General features: G+C 70.3%; 13 protein-coding genes. 6 read left to right on the top strand and 7 right to left on the bottom strand.

Annotated features, from left to right (window positions below; genetic code table 11):
• Nucleotides 1-94: 94 nt before the first annotated feature.
• Nucleotides 95-2,035 carry a PhoX family protein gene (locus DY262_RS05950; RefSeq protein ID WP_116958052.1) on the top strand — a complete coding sequence of 647 codons (1,941 nt, stop codon included), beginning with the start codon at nucleotides 95-97 and terminating at the stop codon, nucleotides 2,033-2,035.
• A 72-nt stretch (nucleotides 2,036-2,107) separates the two neighbouring features.
• Here DY262_RS05950 and DY262_RS05945 read toward each other — a convergent pair whose 3' ends face one another.
• Genes DY262_RS05945 through DY262_RS05935 form a run of 3 tightly spaced genes read right to left on the bottom strand, consistent with a single transcriptional unit; the run spans nucleotide 2,108 to nucleotide 4,225 of the window.
• The gene (locus DY262_RS05945) at nucleotides 2,108-2,902 is read right to left on the bottom strand and encodes a BPSS1780 family membrane protein (RefSeq protein ID WP_116958051.1); all 795 of its coding nucleotides are present in this window, start codon (nucleotides 2,900-2,902) and stop codon (nucleotides 2,108-2,110) included.
• Nucleotides 2,899-3,897, bottom strand: a complete 999-nt coding sequence (locus DY262_RS05940; protein WP_116958050.1) for a homoserine kinase — start codon at nucleotides 3,895-3,897, stop codon at nucleotides 2,899-2,901. Before DY262_RS05940 ends, DY262_RS05945 begins: the two co-directional genes overlap by 4 nt.
• A 1-nt stretch (nucleotide 3,898) precedes the next feature.
• Nucleotides 3,899-4,225: a hypothetical protein gene (locus DY262_RS05935; protein WP_116958049.1), complete on the bottom strand. Its 327-nt coding sequence runs from the start codon at nucleotides 4,223-4,225 to the stop codon at nucleotides 3,899-3,901.
• Nucleotides 4,226-4,302: 77 nt separating this feature from the next.
• Between DY262_RS05935 and polA the strand changes: the two genes are divergently transcribed.
• From polA to DY262_RS05920, 3 genes are all read left to right on the top strand, one after another.
• Nucleotides 4,303-7,098 (top strand): DNA polymerase I, encoded by a 2,796-nt coding sequence (gene polA / locus DY262_RS05930; protein ID WP_116958048.1) that lies wholly within the window; start codon nucleotides 4,303-4,305, stop codon nucleotides 7,096-7,098.
• Between the two features lie 73 nt (nucleotides 7,099-7,171).
• Complete coding sequence (locus DY262_RS05925; RefSeq protein WP_116958047.1) at nucleotides 7,172-8,071, top strand: dienelactone hydrolase family protein; 900 nt, start codon at nucleotides 7,172-7,174, stop codon at nucleotides 8,069-8,071.
• Nucleotides 8,072-8,211: 140 nt separating this feature from the next.
• Entirely contained in the window at nucleotides 8,212-9,027 is an 816-nt protein-coding gene (locus tag DY262_RS05920) for a ZIP family metal transporter (protein WP_116958046.1), read from the top strand.
• Between the two features lie 22 nt (nucleotides 9,028-9,049).
• On the opposite strand, the gene DY262_RS05915 is transcribed toward DY262_RS05920, so the two are convergent.
• The 4 genes from DY262_RS05915 to DY262_RS05900 form a co-directional block, all read right to left on the bottom strand.
• Nucleotides 9,050-11,647: a PAS domain S-box protein gene (locus tag DY262_RS05915; protein ID WP_116958045.1), complete on the bottom strand. Its 2,598-nt coding sequence runs from the start codon at nucleotides 11,645-11,647 to the stop codon at nucleotides 9,050-9,052.
• On the bottom strand, nucleotides 11,647-12,498 hold the full coding sequence (locus tag DY262_RS05910; protein WP_116958044.1) for a sulfurtransferase: 852 nt from the start codon (nucleotides 12,496-12,498) through the stop codon (nucleotides 11,647-11,649). The genes DY262_RS05915 and DY262_RS05910 overlap by 1 nt, the downstream gene beginning before the upstream one ends.
• Nucleotides 12,499-12,543: 45 nt before the next feature.
• Complete coding sequence (locus DY262_RS05905; RefSeq protein WP_116958043.1) at nucleotides 12,544-13,434, bottom strand: DMT family transporter; 891 nt, start codon at nucleotides 13,432-13,434, stop codon at nucleotides 12,544-12,546.
• 118 nt (nucleotides 13,435-13,552) lie between these two features.
• Entirely contained in the window at nucleotides 13,553-14,713 is a 1,161-nt protein-coding gene (locus tag DY262_RS05900) for an aromatic ring-hydroxylating oxygenase subunit alpha (protein ID WP_116958042.1), read from the bottom strand.
• A 241-nt stretch (nucleotides 14,714-14,954) separates the two neighbouring features.
• On the opposite strand from DY262_RS05900, the gene xseB reads away from it, so the two are divergent.
• Nucleotides 14,955-15,206, top strand: a complete 252-nt coding sequence (gene xseB, locus DY262_RS05895; protein WP_070398796.1) for an exodeoxyribonuclease VII small subunit — start codon at nucleotides 14,955-14,957, stop codon at nucleotides 15,204-15,206.
• A complete protein-coding gene (locus DY262_RS05890; protein WP_116958041.1) occupies nucleotides 15,203-16,105 on the top strand; it encodes a polyprenyl synthetase family protein in 903 nt (300 codons plus the stop codon). Before xseB ends, DY262_RS05890 begins: the two co-directional genes overlap by 4 nt.
• The last annotated feature ends 20 nt before the right edge of the window (nucleotides 16,106-16,125 follow it).

Genomic DNA, 16,125 nt, shown 5'->3' with positions numbered 1-16,125 from the left:
GCGCTCGAGCGCCATGCCACCGGATTCACGAGGTTTTCACGAGGCCTGCGTAGCCTTCTCGCCTGTCGTATTTCCCAACCCCACAGGACATTCCATGACCCTCGACTTCGATAGCGAAGACCTGCCCACCAACACCAGCCGGAACGAGCACTTCCAGAACGTGGTGAACCGCGCGGTCAACCGCCGCGGCTTCCTGTTCAAGACCGGTGTGGGTGCCGCTGCCGTGGCCTTCCTCTCCGCCGGCCTCGCGGGCTGCGGCGGTGGCGGCGGCGACGCCGACCCGACGCCCGTGCCGCCCGCGGCCGATCCCGACCTGCTGGGCTTCACCGGCATCGCCATCGGCACCGACGACAGCGTGCACGTCGCCCCGGGCTACACCGCCTCGGTGCTGGCACCCTGGGGCACGCCGCTGTTCTCCACCGGCGCGGGCTCGACCTGGGCCGGCGACGCCAGCGAAGACGCCGCCGCGCAGGCGCGCCAGATGGGTGACAACCACGACGGCATCCACTACTTCGCCCTGGCCGGCCGCAGCGATGAAGGCCTGCTGGTGATGAACCACGAGTACACCAACCCGCAGTACCTGTTCACCGACGGCGTGGTCAACAGCCTGGACGACGCGAACAAGGACCTCAACGCGCACGGCGTGAGCGTGGTGCACATCCGCCGCACCGCCGGCGTGTGGAACATCGTGCTGGACTCCACCTACAACCGCCGCATCACGGGCGATACGCCGATGCAGCTGACCGGTGCCGCCGCCGGCCACGCGCTGCTGCAGACCACGGCCGACGCCACCGGCACCGTCGCGCTCGGCACGCTGAACAACTGCGGCAACGGCTTCACCCCCTGGGGCACCTACCTGACCTGCGAAGAGAACTTCAACCAGTACTTCGGCACCACCAACACCGCCGTTCCCGGCATGACGCGCAACGCGAACCAGCTGCGCTACGGCCTCTCCAGCGCCGGCACCTCGCGCAAGTACGAGCAGTACCACGACCGCTTCGACTGGCAGAAGGAACCCAACGAAGCCAACCGCTTCGGCTGGATCGTCGAGATCGATCCCTTCGACCCGGCCTCCATGCCCAAGAAGCGCACCTCGCTGGGCCGCATCAAGCACGAGAACGCCGCCTACGCCATTGCCGCCGACGGCCGCGTGGTGGTCTACATGGGCGATGACCAGGCCAACGACTACATCTACAAGTTCGTGACCGCCGGCCACTACATCGAAGGCGACACCGCCAACAACCGCGACCTGCTCGACACCGGCACGCTGTATGTGGCCAAGTTCAACGCCGGCGCCGTGGCGAACGACATGATGGGCACCGGCGAGTGGATGCCCATGACCACGGCCAACCCGGCCCTCGCCGCCTACGCCACGCAGGCCGAGATCCTGGTCAATACGCGCCTGGCGGCCGACGCCATGGGGGCCACGCCCATGGACCGCCCCGAGTGGGTGGCGGTGCATCCGCAGACCCAGGAGGTCTACGTCACGCTGACGAACAACTCCGGCCGTTCGACGACCGACGACGCCAACCCGCGCGCGGCCAACGTCTACGGTCAGATCATCCGCTGGCGCGAGACCGGCGGCGACCCGACCGCCCTGACGTTCGAGTGGGACCTGTTCGTGCTGGCCGGCAACCCCACCATCGCCCAGGCCAACCCCTTGAACAAGGGCTCGGCCAACGTGACCAGCGACAACACCTTCAACAGCCCCGACGGTCTGGGCTTCGACCGCGATGGCCGCCTGTGGATCCAGACCGACGGCAACTACAGCAACACCGGCAACTACGCCAACCAGGGCAACAACCAGATGCTGTGCGCCGATCCCCGCACCAAGGAGATCCGCCGCTTCTTCGTCGGCCCCGTGGAGTGCGAGGTCACGGGCCTGACCTTCACGCCGGACAGCAAGACGCTGTTCATCAACATCCAGCACCCGGGCGAGGGCGGCAACAGCCACTGGCCCGAGGGTGGGGCGGCGCTGCCGCGCTCGGCCACCGTCGTCATCACCAAGGACGATGGCGGCGTGATCGGTACCTGACCCGGCGCTCGCGCCAGAACAAAGCCCGCACCCTTGGCCGGTGCGGGCTTTTCTTTTGGGCGCCCGCGGGGCTCAGGCCGAGGGGGGGGTGTTCGGTTCGGGCGCGTCGAAAGCGAAGCTGTCGCGCACGGTGAACCACAGCGAGGTGTGGAACATCGAGGCCATGAACAGCACGATGGGGTAGACCACCACCTGCATCACCTCGGGGCCGCCGACGATGGAGCCCAGCATGCCCAGGAGCAGGCCGGTCAGCATGAAGACCACCGTCCAGCCGGCGACGAAGAGCAGCATCGCGCCCTTGTTGCTCCAGCAGGCCACCAGGCTGAAGAACAGGCTCTTGGCGGGCGGCACGCCGTGCCAGAACACCAGCGCCGGCGCGTGCCAGAAGGCCATCAGCACGGGCAGGTAAGCCAGCAGGGCCGCCCACAGGCCGGGGCGGCCGATGGCGGCGCCCACCATGTCGGGCGTGACCTCGGCGGTGCCCTCGGGCAAGGGGGTGGGCGAGCCGTCGGCGAACAGTGCGCCGACGCCCATGACCAGGAACAGCGCCACGGCGTACATGGCGCCCAGCAGCAGCATGCCGCGCCGGCGCTCGGCCCCGCCCCGGAAGGCCGTGAGCAGCAGCGAGGGCATGGGAAAGCGGCCTTGCTCGGCCTCGCGCGTGGCGGCCATCAGACCCAGCGTGGCCGCGGGCACCAGCGCCGCCGCGACCGCCGTGCCCAGGATGGGCACGATGGACAGCACCGAGACCAGGGCCATGAACATGAAGAACAGGCCCGACATCGCGAGCGGCTGGCGCAGGAAGGTGCGCATGCCGAGCTTGACCCACATCCAGCCCAGGCTGGCCTTGTTGACCTGGAGCTTCATGCGGCCATGGCCTCCGGCGCCGCGCTCGGCGCGGGCGCGTTCGGCAGGCGGGCGCGCAGCACGCGCTGGAAGTGGCCCGGGTCGTGCGCCTGCAGCATGGCGGCCTCGCGCGGCAGGTGCAGGTCCCACAGACGCGACAGCCAGAAGCGCAGCGCGCCCGCGCGCTGCATGGCGGGCAGCAGGCGGCGCTCGGCCGGCGTCAGCGGACGCACGCCTTCGTAGGCCGAGAGGAAGGCCTGCTCCAGCGCGGGCTCGGGCTGGCCGTCGGTGTCGCCGCCGTGGCGCACGCACCAGTCGTTCAGGCACACGGCGATGTCGAACAGCCAGGTGTCCACGCCGGCGAAGTAGAAGTCGAAGACGCCGCTGACCGCGCCGTCTTCGAACATCGCGTTGTCGCGGAACAGGTCGGCGTGGATGGGGCCGCGTGGCAGGGCCAGGTAGGCGCTGCTCTGCGCCACGTGGTTCTGGTAGGCCAGCTCGGACCGCAGCAGGGCGGCCTGGGCGTCGTCGATGAAGGGCAGCACCACGGGCACGGTCTCGTTCCACCAGGGCAGGCCGCGCAGGTTGGGCTGGCGGCGCTCGAAGTCGCGGCCGACCAGGTGCAGGCGGGCCAGCAGCGCGCCCACCGCGGCGCAGTGCGCGGCCGTGGGTGTCAGCTCGCTGGCGCCGCGCAGCTTGTCGACCACGGCGGCGGGCTTGCCTTGCACGCGGTGCAGGATCTCGCCCTGGGCGTCGGCCGCGGGCTCGGGCACCGGGATGCCGTGCGTGGCCAGGTGCTTCATCAGGTGCAGGTAGAACGGCAGCTGCTCGGCGCTCAGGCGCTCGAACACCGTGAGCACGTGCTCGACGGTCTGGCCGTCGCGTTCGCTGGTGACGAAGTAGTTGGTGTTCTCGATGCCGCCCTGGATGCCGCGCAGCTCGGTGAGGGTGCCCAGGTTCAGTCGTTCGATGAGGGCGGCGGCTTCGGCGAACGGGACCTCGGTGTAGACGGCCATGTCAGAAGTTGAGGAGGCGCCAGCTGCTGCGGCCGCTGTTGCCCGAGGGGCGGCCCGCGGTTTCGCCGGGGGTGTTGGCGGCGCCGCGCGGCTGGATTTCATAGGCTGGCGCGCCGTTCTTGGGCTGCACCTGGATGGATTGGGTCTGGCCGTCCACGCGCAGTTCGTCGATGCGGGTGAGCGCGTCCTCGTGCGTGATGCGCTCGATGCGATCGCCCGGGGCGCGCTGCAGCGGCACGGACTCGGCCGGCGCGGGCTGCTGCGCCAGGGCCGGTGCGGCCAGCGCGGCGAGCAGGACCGCGCGCAGAAGGGAAGGGGTGGAGGCCATCCGCGCATTGTAGGCACCGGGGTGGCCCCGCGTGGCATGGGCCCGCCGCCGGCACGGCCTTCCCCCACAATGTCGGGATGACCCAGGACGCCACCCGAACCCTGCTGCTGATCGACGGATCGAGCTACCTCTACCGCGCCTACCACGCCATGCCCGACCTGCGGGCCGTGCCGGGCGACCCGACGAGCCCCGCCACCGGGGCCATCCGGGGCATGATCAACATGGTGCAGAGCCTTCGCAAGGAGGTGCCCGCGCTGTTCGCCGCCTGCGTCTTCGACGCCTCGGGGCCGACCTTCCGCGACGCGATCTACGCCGAGTACAAGGCCCACCGCAGCCCCATGCCCGAGGACCTGCGCGCGCAGATCCCGCCCATCCACGAGGTGGTGCGCCTGCTGGGCTTTCCCGTGCTGGACGTGCCCGGCGTGGAGGCCGACGACGTGATCGGCACCCTCGCCCACGCGGCGGCGGCGCAGGGGTTCGACGTCGTCGTCAGCAGCGGGGACAAGGACCTGGCCCAGCTCGTCAACGAACGCATCGCCATCATCGACACCATGAGCGGCAAGCGCCGCGACCTCGCGGGCGTGCAGGCCGAGTTCGGCGTGCCGGCGCACCTGATGGTCGACTACCAGACCCTGGTGGGCGACGCGGTGGACAACGTGCCGGGCGTGGACAAGGTGGGCCCCAAGACCGCCGCCAAGTGGCTGATGGAATACGGCTCGCTGGACGCGCTGGTGGCGCGCGCCGGCGAGATCAAGGGCGTGGCCGGCGAGAACCTGCGCAAGGCGCTGGACTGGCTGCCCACGGGGCGCCAGTTGCTGACCATCAAGACCGACTGCGACCTGAACGGCTTCGTGCCCGGCCTGCCCGCGCTGGACGCGGTGCGCCTGGGCGAGCCCGACCACCAGGCGCTGCAGGCCTTCTACGACAGGTACGGCTTCAAGTCGCTCGCCGCCAAGGCCGCGGCGGGCCAGGAGGCACCGGTGGCGCCGGGTTCGACCGCCGTGGCGCCCGGCGCCACCGAAGGCCTGTTCGACGACCCGCCCGCGCCCGCGTCCGGCCAAGCGCGTCCCGCGCTGAAGTACGACACCATCCTGAGCTGGGACCTGTTCGACACCTGGCTGGCGCGCCTGCAGGCGGCCGAGCTGACCGCGCTGGACACCGAAACCACCTCGCTGGACGAAATGGTGGCCGAGATCGTCGGCATCTCCTTCAGCGTGACGCCCGGCGAGGCGGCCTACATCCCGCTGCGCCACGTGGGCCCGGACGCGCCGGAGCAATTGCCCTTCGACGAGGTGCTTGCCCGGCTCAAGCCCTGGCTGGAAGACCCCATGCGGCCCAAGCTGGGCCAGCACGTCAAGTACGACCGCCACGTCTTCGCCAACCACGGCATCGAGGTGCGTGGCTACGAGCACGACACCATGCTGCAGAGCTACGTGCTGGAGGTGCACAAGCCGCACGGGCTGGAAAGCCTGGCCGAGCGCCATACCGGCCGCAAGGGCATCAGCTACGAGGCCATCTGCGGCAAGGGCGCGCACCAGATCCCCTTCGCCCAGGTGGACGTGGCCAAGGCCGCCGAGTACTCCTGCGAGGACAGCGACCAGACCCTGGACGTGCACCGCGTGCTGTGGCCGCGCCTGCAGGCCGATGAGAAGCTGAGGTTCATCTACGAACTGGAGATGGCCAGCAGCGAAACGCTGTACCGGGTGGAGCGCAACGGCGTGCTGATCGACGCGCCCACGCTGGCCGCGCAGAGCCACGAACTGGGCCAGCGCATCGTGGCGCTGGAGCAGGAGGCCTATGCCATCGCCGGCCAGCCCTTCAACCTGGGCAGCCCCAAGCAGCTCGGCGAGATCTTCTTCGACAAGCTGGGCCTGCCCGTCATCAAGAAGACCGCCACCGGCGCGCGCAGCACCGACGAGGAGGTGCTGGAAAAGCTCGCCGAGGACTACCCGCTGCCGGCCAAGATCCTGGAGCACCGCGGCCTGTCCAAGCTCAAGGGGACCTACACCGACAAGCTGGCGCAGATGGCCAACCCGCGCACCGGCCGCGTGCACACGCACTACGCGCAGGCCGTGGCCGTGACGGGGCGCCTGTCCAGCAACGACCCGAACCTGCAGAACATCCCCATCCGCACGCCCGAGGGCCGGCGCGTGCGCGAGGCCTTCGTGGCCCCGCCGGGCAGCGTGATCGCCAGCGCCGACTACTCGCAGATCGAGCTGCGCATCATGGCCCACATCAGCGAGGACGCGGCCCTGCTGCGCGCCTTCCAGGAAGGCCAGGACGTGCACCGCGCCACCGCGGCCGAGGTGTTCGGCGTGGAACTGCAGCAGGTGAGCAGCGAGCAGCGCCGCTACGCCAAGGTGATCAACTTCGGCCTCATCTACGGCATGAGCGCCTTCGGCCTGGCCAAGGCCCTGGGCATCGACAACACGGCGGCGAAGAACTACATCCAGCGCTACTTCGAGCGCTTCGAGGGCGTGAAGCGCTACATGGAGCAGACGGTGGCCTCCGCGCAGAAGAAGGGCTACGTGGAAACCGCCTTCGGACGCCGCCTGTACCTGCCGGAAATCAACGGTGGCAACGGCCCGCGCAAGAAGGCGGCCGAGCGGCAGGCCATCAACGCGCCCATGCAGGGCACGGCGGCCGACCTCATCAAGATGAGCATGGTGGCCGTGCAGGCCGCGCTGGACGACCAGGAGCGCCGCACCAAGATGATCATGCAGGTGCACGACGAACTGGTGTTCGAGGTGCCCGCGGACGAGGTCGATTGGGTGCGCAGCGAAGTGCCGCGCCTGATGGCCGGCGTGGCCGAACTCAGGGTGCCGCTGCTGGCCGAGATCGGCGTCGGGCCCAACTGGGACAAGGCCCATTGAGCGCCGGCGCGCCTGAACTTCGGTCCCTGGGCCGAGTCAGCTTGACTTTCCACCACCCGTCAGGAGACAACCCATGCTCGAACAAGACATGACCCGCGACGCCGAAGCCCTGTTGGGCGGCAGTGCCGATCAAGCCGGGGCCACCCGCCGCACCGCCCTCAAGGCCGCTCTGGGCGCGGGCTATGCCGCCGCCGCCGCGCCGCTGATGGCCCAGACGGCGATTCGCACCCCGTCCGACGGCCTGACCGTGGGCGAGGTGATGATCGACGTGGCCGGCTTCAAGATGCCGGCCTACCGCGCCGCGCCGGCCGGCAAGACCGGCTTGCCCGTGGTGCTGGTGTTGTCCGAGATCTTTGGCGTGCACGAGTACATCGCCGACACCGCGCGCCGCTTCGCCAGGGCGGGCTACCTGGCCATCGCGCCCGAGCTGTTCGTGCGCCAGGGCGATGCCCAGGGCTACGGCGAGATGGCCAAGCTCATCGCGGAGGTCATCAGCCAGGTGCCCGACGCCCAGGTGATGGGCGACCTGGACGCCACCGTGAAGTGGGCGGCCGCCAACGGCGGCGACGCCAGCAAGCTGGGCATCACCGGCTTTTGCTGGGGTGGGCGCCAGGTCTGGCTGTACAGCGCGCACAACCCGGCGGTGAAGGCGGGCGTGGCCTGGTACGGGCGCCTGGTGGGGCAGCAGAATGCGCTCACCCCGAAGAACCCGGTGGACGTGGCCGGCCAGCTGCACGGCCCGGTGCTGGGGCTCTACGGCGCGGCCGACACCGGCATCCCGCTTGACACGGTTGATAAGATGAAATCGGCCTTGGCGGGCGGCAGCGCGGCGGCCAAGGCGTCGAGCTTCGTGGTGTACCCGGACGCACCGCACGCCTTCCACGCCGACTACCGGCCGAGCTTCCGCAAGGAGCCGGCCGAGGACGGCTGGAAGCGTGCCCTGGCCTGGTTCAAGCAGCACGGCGTGGCCTGAAACGAGACCCCCCGCCGCGCTTTGCGCGACCCCCTCAAGGGGGCGACACCGGCGGCCCGGCACAGCCGGTTCCGCGGTGTCACTCGGTTCGACCGCCCGTGCTCCGCAGGTCTTGTTCTACCGAGTAACTGAATACTGATATGACCTTGTTGGCCATTCTTGTCGGCACCGTCGCGGCCGGTGTCGGCAGCGTGTGGATCGCGGCGCTGTTGGGCTACGCCATGCTGGCGCGCTTCACGCAGCACATGCTCAGCCTGGCGGCCGGCGCCCTGCTGGCCACGGCCTTCATGCACCTGCTGCCCGAGGCCTTCGAGAGCGCGGCCGGCGCGCACGAGCTGTTCGCGCTGCTGCTGGGTGGCCTGGTGTTCTTCTTCCTGCTCGACAAGGCCGAGCTCTGGCACCACGGCCACGAGCATGGCCATGAACACGGCCAGGAGGCCGGGGACGGGCACGCCCACCACCATCAGCACCACCACGGGCACCACCACCACGAGGAGCGGCGCACCGGCGGCTGGGCCGTGCTGCTGGGCGACAGCGTGCACGCCTTCGGCGACGGCATCCTGATCGCCTCGGCCTTCGTGGCCGACCTGCGGCTGGGCGTGGTGGCGGCACTGGCGGTGCTCGCGCATGAGGTGCCGCACCACATGGGCGATCTGGTGGTGTTGCGCCAGACCTCGCGCTCGCCGCGCGCGGCCCTGCTCAAGGTGTCGATGGCGGGCACGGTCACGGCCCTGGGCGGTCTGGTGGGCTACGCGCTGCTGGCCTCGCTGGACGACTGGCTGCCGTACTTCCTGGTGGCGGCCTCCAGCAGCTTCGTCTACGTGGCCCTGGCCGACCTGATCCCGCAGCTGCAGAAGCGGCTGAGCCTGCGCGAGACGGCGGCGCAGATCGCCTGGCTGGCGGTGGGCATCGGCATGGTCACGCTGGTGAGCGGCCTGGCGCACGGCGGGCACTGATCGCGCCGGGCCGGGCGCCCGATCACAGCTTCTGCGACTCGCTCTCGCTCCAGCGCGGCGGGTTGCCAAAACCGAAGCGGAAGGTGGCGCCCTGGCCGACGGCGCCTTCGGCCGAGAGCCGGCCGTCGTGCCGCTCGATGATGCGGCGCACCGTGGCCAGGCCGATGCCGGTGCCCTCGAACTCGCTGGGCCGGTGCAGGCGCTGGAAGGGTTTGAAGAGCTGGTCGACGTACTTCATGTCGAAGCCCACGCCGTTGTCGCGCACGAAGAAGCTGGGCGTGCCGTCCTCGGCAATACCGTCCAGGCCGAACTCGATGTGGGCCTCCTCGCGGTCGCGCGTGTATTTCAGCGCGTTGCCGATGAGGTTTTCCAGCACGATGCGGGCCAGGCGCGGGTCGCAGTCGGCCTCCAGGCCTTGCGCCAGCTCGGCGCGCACGCGGCGCTGCGGCGCGCGTGCCAGTTCGTGGTCGAGCACGCTGCGCGCGAGTTCGCTGAGGTCGATGGGGCTGCGCTGCAGCACACCCTGGCTCACGCGCGCCAGCGCCAGCAGGTCGTTGATGATGGCGCCCATGCGCTGAGAGGACTGCAGCACGCGGTCGAACAGCTGCTGCGTGTCCTCGTCGAGTTTGCCATCGAGTTGCTCCTGCATGAGGCGCGTGAAGCCGTCGATGGCGCGCAGCGGCGACTTGAGGTCGTGCGAGACGGAGTAGGCGAAGGCGTCGAGTTCGGCGTTGAGCTTCTGCAGCTCGGCCGTGCGCTCGCGCACGCGCTGCTCCAGCGTTTCGTTCAGGCTCACGATCTCGCGCTCGCGGCGCAGGCGCAGCAGCTCGGCGTTGGCGCGGCTGGCGAAGATGGAGATGAGGGCCTGGACGTCGGCCTTCACCGTCACCGGCGCGCGCCACATGGCGATGAGCATGCCCGTGGCCTGGCCGTCGGCGTCGCGCAGCGCCTGGCCCAGGTAGGCCTGGAAGCCCTGGGCGCGCAGCTGCGGCGCGTTGGGGTAGTTCTCGGCCAGCTGGGCGGTGCAGGTCATCAGGCCGGTCTGGCGCAGGGTGTCGGCGCAGGGCGTGCCGACCACGTTGAAGCGGAAGTTGCGCGCGGCGCGGCCGTCGCGCCACACGCCCAGGGTCTGCAGTTCACCGTCGTCGGTGGTTTCGGCCAGGGCCACGAGGTTGGCGCCGATGGCGTTGCTCAGGGTCTCCGCCAGCGCGGCGAAGAAGGCCTCGCCGGTTTCGGCTGCCACGCCCTTGGCCACCTCGAGCAGCAGGGCCTCGCGGCGCTTTTCCTCGCTGACGTTGACGCTGGAGGACAGGATGCAGGGCTCGCCGTCGATGTCGACGATCTCGGCCCAGACACGCGAGTCGACCAGCGTGCCGTCCTTGTGCCGCATCTGCGTGTCGTAGCCGTCCACGTGGCCGTCGCGGCGCAGGCGCTCGATGAAGCGCTCGCGGTCCTCTGGCGTGAGCCAGGCGCCGACCTCCACCGAGGTGCGTCCCAGCAGCTCCTCGGGTTCGAGGCCCTGCGCCTTGTCCTTGGCGCGGTTCACTTCCAGGAAGCGGCCGTCGGACAGGCGCGTGATGGTGAGATTGAGCGGCGCGAAGTGGAAGGCCTTGGAGAACAGCGCCTCGGAGCGCTGCAGGCGGCGGATGAGTTCTTCGCGGCCGGTCATGTCGCTCACCGTGGTGATGATGAGCCGGTCCTCTTCGTCGTTGCCCATCTCGCTGGAGACCATGGCGTCGAACTCGCTGCCGTCGGCGCGGCGGCCGCGGGCGCGGTGCTGGGCGATGTGGCGCTCGGCGATCAGGCGCTCCATGTAGCGCTCGCGCTCCATGGGGTCGGCCCAGAGGAAGGTGTCCTGTCGGCCCAGCACCTGGCCGCGCCGGTGGCCGTAGCAGCGCTCGAAGGCGGGGTTGACGTCGAGGATGGCGCCCGTGCGCGCGGACTGCGCGATCATGGGGCTCGGGCTGGAGCGGAAGATGCGCGTGAAGCGTTCCAGGCTGCGGTCGCGCTCCTGCTCGGTCTGGTGGCGCCGCTCGAGCTCGTGTCGCAGGCGCTGCAGTGCACGGAGGCTGACGGCGCGGCCGTGCATGACGACCAGTCCCACGACAACCAGGGTGGTGGCCTGCGTGAGCCACACGCGCAGGTTCATCGAGAAGTTGGGTGTGTGCGCGAAGCCGCCCTGGGCTTCGATCCAACCCAGCAGGCCCAGCAGCGCGGCGGTGACCACCACCGAGGCCAGCAGCGCGCGCCGTCCGAGAAAGATGCCCGCCCCGACCACCGCGGCCACGAACAGGAAGTTGACCGCCGTGCGCACCGAGCCATAGGCGATCACCGAGAAGGTGGCGGTGGCCAGTACGCCCAGGATGACCAGCGCGGCCACCGGTTCCGGCGAGAGCCGGCGCGTGCGCAGCGCCAGCCAGCAGGCCCAGGCGATGGCCGACAGGGCGCCGGCGATGGTGGCCTCGCTCTGCTCGGGTGGCGACAGCAGCAGGTCCACGGCGGCGATGCCCAGGGCCGCGATGCCGACCACCATACAGACCCACAGCAGGGTCTTGCGCAGGTCCGCCGCGTCAGGCGTCTCGGCCCGCGCCGATACGCCGACCGAGTCAGGCCCTTGCATCAGCCTCTCGCACGTGGCGTTCCCTCGGTGTTGCACCAGGCGCTCCAGCTGCCCGGGTACAGGGTGGTGGTGCCCAGGCCGGCGACGGCCATGGCCAGCAGGTTGGGCACGGCGCTCACGCCGCTGCCGCATTGGTGCACCACGCCGGCGGGGTCGCGGCCGCCCAGCAGTGCGTCGAATTCGCGGCGCAGCTGGTCGGCGGGCTTGAGGCGGCCGTCGGCCTGCAGGTTTTCGCCGAAGGGGCGGTTGAGCGCACCCGGGACGTGGCCCGCCACCGGGTCCAGCGGCTCGACCTCGCCGCGAAAGCGCGCACCCGCGCGCGCGTCGATGACGGTGGTGTCGGCCCGGCCCAGGCGGGCTTGCAGGCCCGCCGTGTCCACCGTGGGCGCCAGCGAAGGCCCCAGGCGGAAGCCGCCCGCCGGGCGGGCCTGCGCCGGGCCGCTGTCCAGCGCGCCGCCGGCGGCTTTCCAGGCGGCCAGGCCGCCGTCGAGCACGGCCACGGCCTCGTGGCCGCACCAGCGCAGCATCCACCACAGCCGGCCGCAGTAGTTGAGGCCCTGGCGGTCCATGGCCACCACTTGCACGCCGGGGTTCAGGCCCAGCTCGGCCAGCCGGGCCGCGAAGCGCTCGCGGCTGGGCAGGGGGTGGCGGCCTTCGCTGGCGGGGCGGCCCTTGTCGCTGAGGTCGTGGTCCAGGTCCACGTAGATCGCGCCGGGCAGGTGCTCGGCTTCGAACTGCGCGCGGCCCGCGGCCGGGTTCATCAGGTCGAAGCTGCAGTCCATCACCAGCACGGGGGCGCCCGCGTCGAGCAGGGCCCGCAGCTCGCGGACCTGAATCAACAAGTTAAGCATGCGCACATTGTGATGCAGATCGCATGCGTTTCCCGTGGCCCGGGGCTAGGGTTCTTCCGCAGGCACGGGCGGTACGGTGCGCGAGCGCAGCACGGTGGCCGCGATGCCGCTGACGACGATCAGCGCCATGCCGACCCAGCCGATCAGCGGCAGGCGGTCGCCGAACACGGTGATGCCGAACAGCGCCGCGAACACGATGCCCGAGTACTGCAGGTTGGCGACCACCATGGTGGCGCCTTGCGCGTAGGCGCGCGTCAGGCACAGCTGGCCGAACACCGCGAGCAGGCCGATGGGCAGCAGCCACAGCGCACCGGGCCAGCGCCAGGGGCTGGCGCCGACGAACAGCATGCCGAGGAGCCCCGCCAGCGCCGAGCCGAGCGAGAAGTAGAAGACCGTGCGGCTCTCCGGCTCGCCCACCTTGGACAGCGCGGCCACCTGCAGGTAGGCCAGGGCAGCGAACACGCCCGACAGCAGGCCCACCAGGCCGGCGAAGGCCTGGTCTTGGTGGAAGCTGGGCCGCAGCATGAGGCCCACGCCCACGAAGCCCGCGATCACCGTGAAGAACAGCGGCGCCTGCTCGCGAACCGGCGAGCCGCGCGCCTGCGTGAGCACCGCGCCGCCCAGCAGGAAGGTGGCGATCCACACGCTGCTCATGTAGTTGAGCGTCATGGCCGTGGCCAGCGGCAGCAGGGCGATGGCGTAGAACCAGGCGGTGAGCGAGATCGTGCCGACCAGGCTGCGCCAGGCGTGCATCATGGGTACCCGGGTGGCCAGCGACACACCCTGCCAGCGCGACAGGCCCCACAGGAAGGCCATGCCCACGAGGCCGCGGTAGAACACGGTCTCGAAGCTGTTGAAGTGCGCGGCGGCGAACTTGATGCACACGCCCATGCTCGCGAAGAAGAGGGACGCGAGCAGCATCCAGAGTGCCTGCATGACCTAACCCCCACGCTCCGTCGCTGCGCGGGTCGCTAACCCCCGGGGAGGCGCGTTTCGCCTGGGGGCGACCCGACGGCGAAACCCACTCGCATTGGCTGTCATGTGTGGTGCGCCATCAGCCCTGGAAGGCCGCTCCCATCTTCTCGCGGTACCACTCGTGGAAGTGCTGCATGCCGTCTTCCATGGGGCTCTGGTAGGGGCCGACCTCGTTGTCGCCGCGCGCCAGCAGGGCCTTGCGGCCCGCGTCCATGCGCTCGGCGATCTCGTCGTCCTCGATGCAGGTCTCCATGTAGGCCGCGCGCTGCGCCTCGACGAACTCGCGCTCGAAGGCGGCGATTTCCTCGGGGTAGTAGAACTCCACCATGTTGAGCGTCTTGTCCACGCTGATCGGGTGCAGCGTGGAGACGGTCAGCACATGCGGGTACCACTCCACCATGATGTGCGGGTAGTAGGTGAGCCAGATCGCGCCGTGCTCGGGCAGCTGGCCCTGGCGGTAGTTCATCAGCACGTCGTGCCAGCGCTGGTAGGTGGGGCTGCCGGCCTGGCCCAGCAGGTTCTGCGCGCCCACCGTCTGCACCGAGTACTCGGGCCGGAACTCCCAGCGCAGGTCTTCGCAGGTGACGAAGTTGCCCAGGCCCGGGTGGAAGGGCCCCACGTGGTAGTCCTCGAGGTAGACCTCGATGAAGGTCTTCCAGTTGTAGTTGCATTCGTGCAGTTCGACGTGGTCGAGCACCATGCCTTCGAAGCTCAGCGTCTCGCGCGGGCCCATGCCGGCCAGGTCGGCCTCGATGTCGCGGCCGTTGTCCTCGAACAGCAGGCCGTTCCACTCGCGCAGCCGGTAGTTGTTGAGGTTCAGGCAGGGGTCGTGCGCGAAGTGGGGCGCGCCCAGCAGCTGGCCGGCGGGGCCGGCGCCGGCGGGCGTGTGGGTGCCGCTGTAGGTCCAGCGGTGCAGGGGGCAGACGATGTTGCCGCCCGCGTGGCCGGGCTGGTGCCCCTGCAGGTTCCCGCGGCCCTTGAGCATGATGGCCTGGCGGTGGCGGCAGACGTTGGAGATCAGTTCGACGCCCGAGGGCGTGCGCACCAGCGCGCGGCCCCCGCCTTCTTGCGGCAGGGCGTGGTAGTCGCCGATGTTCGGAACGGAAAGAGCGTGCCCCACGTAGCGGGGCCCGCGCTGAAAGATCGTCTCCAGCTCGCGCTGGAACAGCGCCTGGTCGAAGTAGCTCGACACCGGGAATTGGCTTTTGGCCTGCTGCAGTTGAAGACTCAAATCAGACATGCTTGTCCTGACCTAAAGACTCCCCCTATGAAGGGGCAGGGAAGCGCTGTGCTCGTCAGACGAATTCGCGCGGGATGGGTGTGGGTGCGTCCCTCCGGGCCCGCAGGGCCCGTCGTTTCGGAAAAAAAGAGCGCGATTGTACCCCTGGGGTACATCGGGCGTGGGGCGGCGGAAATGCCCCCTCGCTAAAATGACCGCTTTGTCTCGAATGCCCCCCAGGGGTTTCTTTCCCACGAGGCCCATGACGCCACCGCCCGCCCGCAAGGCCCCCGCCGAGACACCGCCCGTGGCGCCCAGCTATGAGGCCGCGCTGCAGGAGCTGGAACAGCTCGTTGCCCAGCTCGACGCCGGCCAGCTGCCCCTTGACCAACTGCTCTCGCGCTACCAGCGCGGCGCCGAGCTGCTGGCCTTCTGTCGCGACCGCCTGCAGGCGGTGGAGCAGCAGATCCAGGTGTTCGAGGCCGGGCAGAGCAAGCCCTGGGAGGCCGAATGACGAGCGCGGTGCTGGACCAGACCTTCGTGCAGTGGCGCGGTGCGCAGCAGGCCGCGGTGGAGCAGGCGCTGTCGGGCTGGGTGCCCCTGGACGCCCCCGCTGGCCTGGGCGAGGCCATGCGCTATGCCGTGCTCGACGGCGGCAAGCGCCTGCGCCCGCTGTTGGTGCTGGCCACCTGCGAGGCCGTGGGCGGCCAGGCCGACGCCGCGATGCGCGCCGCCTGCGCGGTGGAACTCATTCACGCCTACTCCCTGGTGCACGACGACATGCCCTGCATGGACAACGACGTGCTGCGCCGGGGCAAGCCCACGGTGCACGTCCAGTTCGGCGAGGCCCAGGCCCTGCTCGCGGGCGACGCCCTGCAGGCCCTGGCCTTCGAGCTGCTGGTGCCCGGCGATGGCAGCCTGGGCGACGCCATGAGCGCGCGCCTGTGCCGCCTGCTGGCCCTGGCCGCCGGGGCCGACGGCATGGCCGGCGGCCAGGCGGTGGACCTGGCCAGCGTGGGCATCGCGCTGGACCAGCGCCAGCTGGAGGCCATGCACCGGCGCAAGACCGGCGCCTTGCTGCAGGCCAGCGTCACCATGGGCGCGGCCACCGGCGCCGTGGCGCGAGACACCCTGGCCGCGCTCGCCGACTACGGCGCCTGCGTCGGCCTGGCCTTCCAGGTGGTCGACGACATCCTCGACGTCACCGCCGATTCGGCCACACTGGGCAAGACCGCGGGCAAGGACGCCGCGGCCGACAAGCCCACCTTCGTGTCGCTCATGGGGCTGGGACCGGCCCAGACCTATGCCGACAATGTGCTGGCGCGCGCCCACGCCGCGCTGGACCGCAGCGGCCTCGAGCGGCCTGGCACGCTGCATGCCCTGGCCGACTGGGTGGCCCACCGCGCCAGCTGAGGCCCGAGAACCGTCCGTGA

Source organism: Hydrogenophaga borbori (genome assembly GCF_003417535.1).
In the GTDB taxonomy this organism is placed as follows: Bacteria; Pseudomonadota; Gammaproteobacteria; order Burkholderiales; family Burkholderiaceae_C; genus Hydrogenophaga; species Hydrogenophaga borbori.
This window is presented reverse-complemented; position numbering and strand designations above follow the sequence as displayed.

Coding starts and splice junctions, on each gene's coding strand:
- DY262_RS05950 (WP_116958052.1), top strand. CDS start 95: ATGACCCTCGACTTCGATAGCGAAGACCTGCCCACCAACACCAGCCGG.
- DY262_RS05945 (WP_116958051.1), bottom strand. CDS start 2,902: ATGAAGCTCCAGGTCAACAAGGCCAGCCTGGGCTGGATGTGGGTCAAG.
- DY262_RS05940 (WP_116958050.1), bottom strand. CDS start 3,897: ATGGCCGTCTACACCGAGGTCCCGTTCGCCGAAGCCGCCGCCCTCATC.
- DY262_RS05935 (WP_116958049.1), bottom strand. CDS start 4,225: ATGGCCTCCACCCCTTCCCTTCTGCGCGCGGTCCTGCTCGCCGCGCTG.
- polA (WP_116958048.1), top strand. CDS start 4,303: ATGACCCAGGACGCCACCCGAACCCTGCTGCTGATCGACGGATCGAGC.
- DY262_RS05925 (WP_116958047.1), top strand. CDS start 7,172: ATGCTCGAACAAGACATGACCCGCGACGCCGAAGCCCTGTTGGGCGGC.
- DY262_RS05920 (WP_116958046.1), top strand. CDS start 8,212: ATGACCTTGTTGGCCATTCTTGTCGGCACCGTCGCGGCCGGTGTCGGC.
- DY262_RS05915 (WP_116958045.1), bottom strand. CDS start 11,647: ATGCAAGGGCCTGACTCGGTCGGCGTATCGGCGCGGGCCGAGACGCCT.
- DY262_RS05910 (WP_116958044.1), bottom strand. CDS start 12,498: ATGCTTAACTTGTTGATTCAGGTCCGCGAGCTGCGGGCCCTGCTCGAC.
- DY262_RS05905 (WP_116958043.1), bottom strand. CDS start 13,434: ATGCAGGCACTCTGGATGCTGCTCGCGTCCCTCTTCTTCGCGAGCATG.
- DY262_RS05900 (WP_116958042.1), bottom strand. CDS start 14,713: ATGTCTGATTTGAGTCTTCAACTGCAGCAGGCCAAAAGCCAATTCCCG.
- xseB (WP_070398796.1), top strand. CDS start 14,955: ATGACGCCACCGCCCGCCCGCAAGGCCCCCGCCGAGACACCGCCCGTG.
- DY262_RS05890 (WP_116958041.1), top strand. CDS start 15,203: ATGACGAGCGCGGTGCTGGACCAGACCTTCGTGCAGTGGCGCGGTGCG.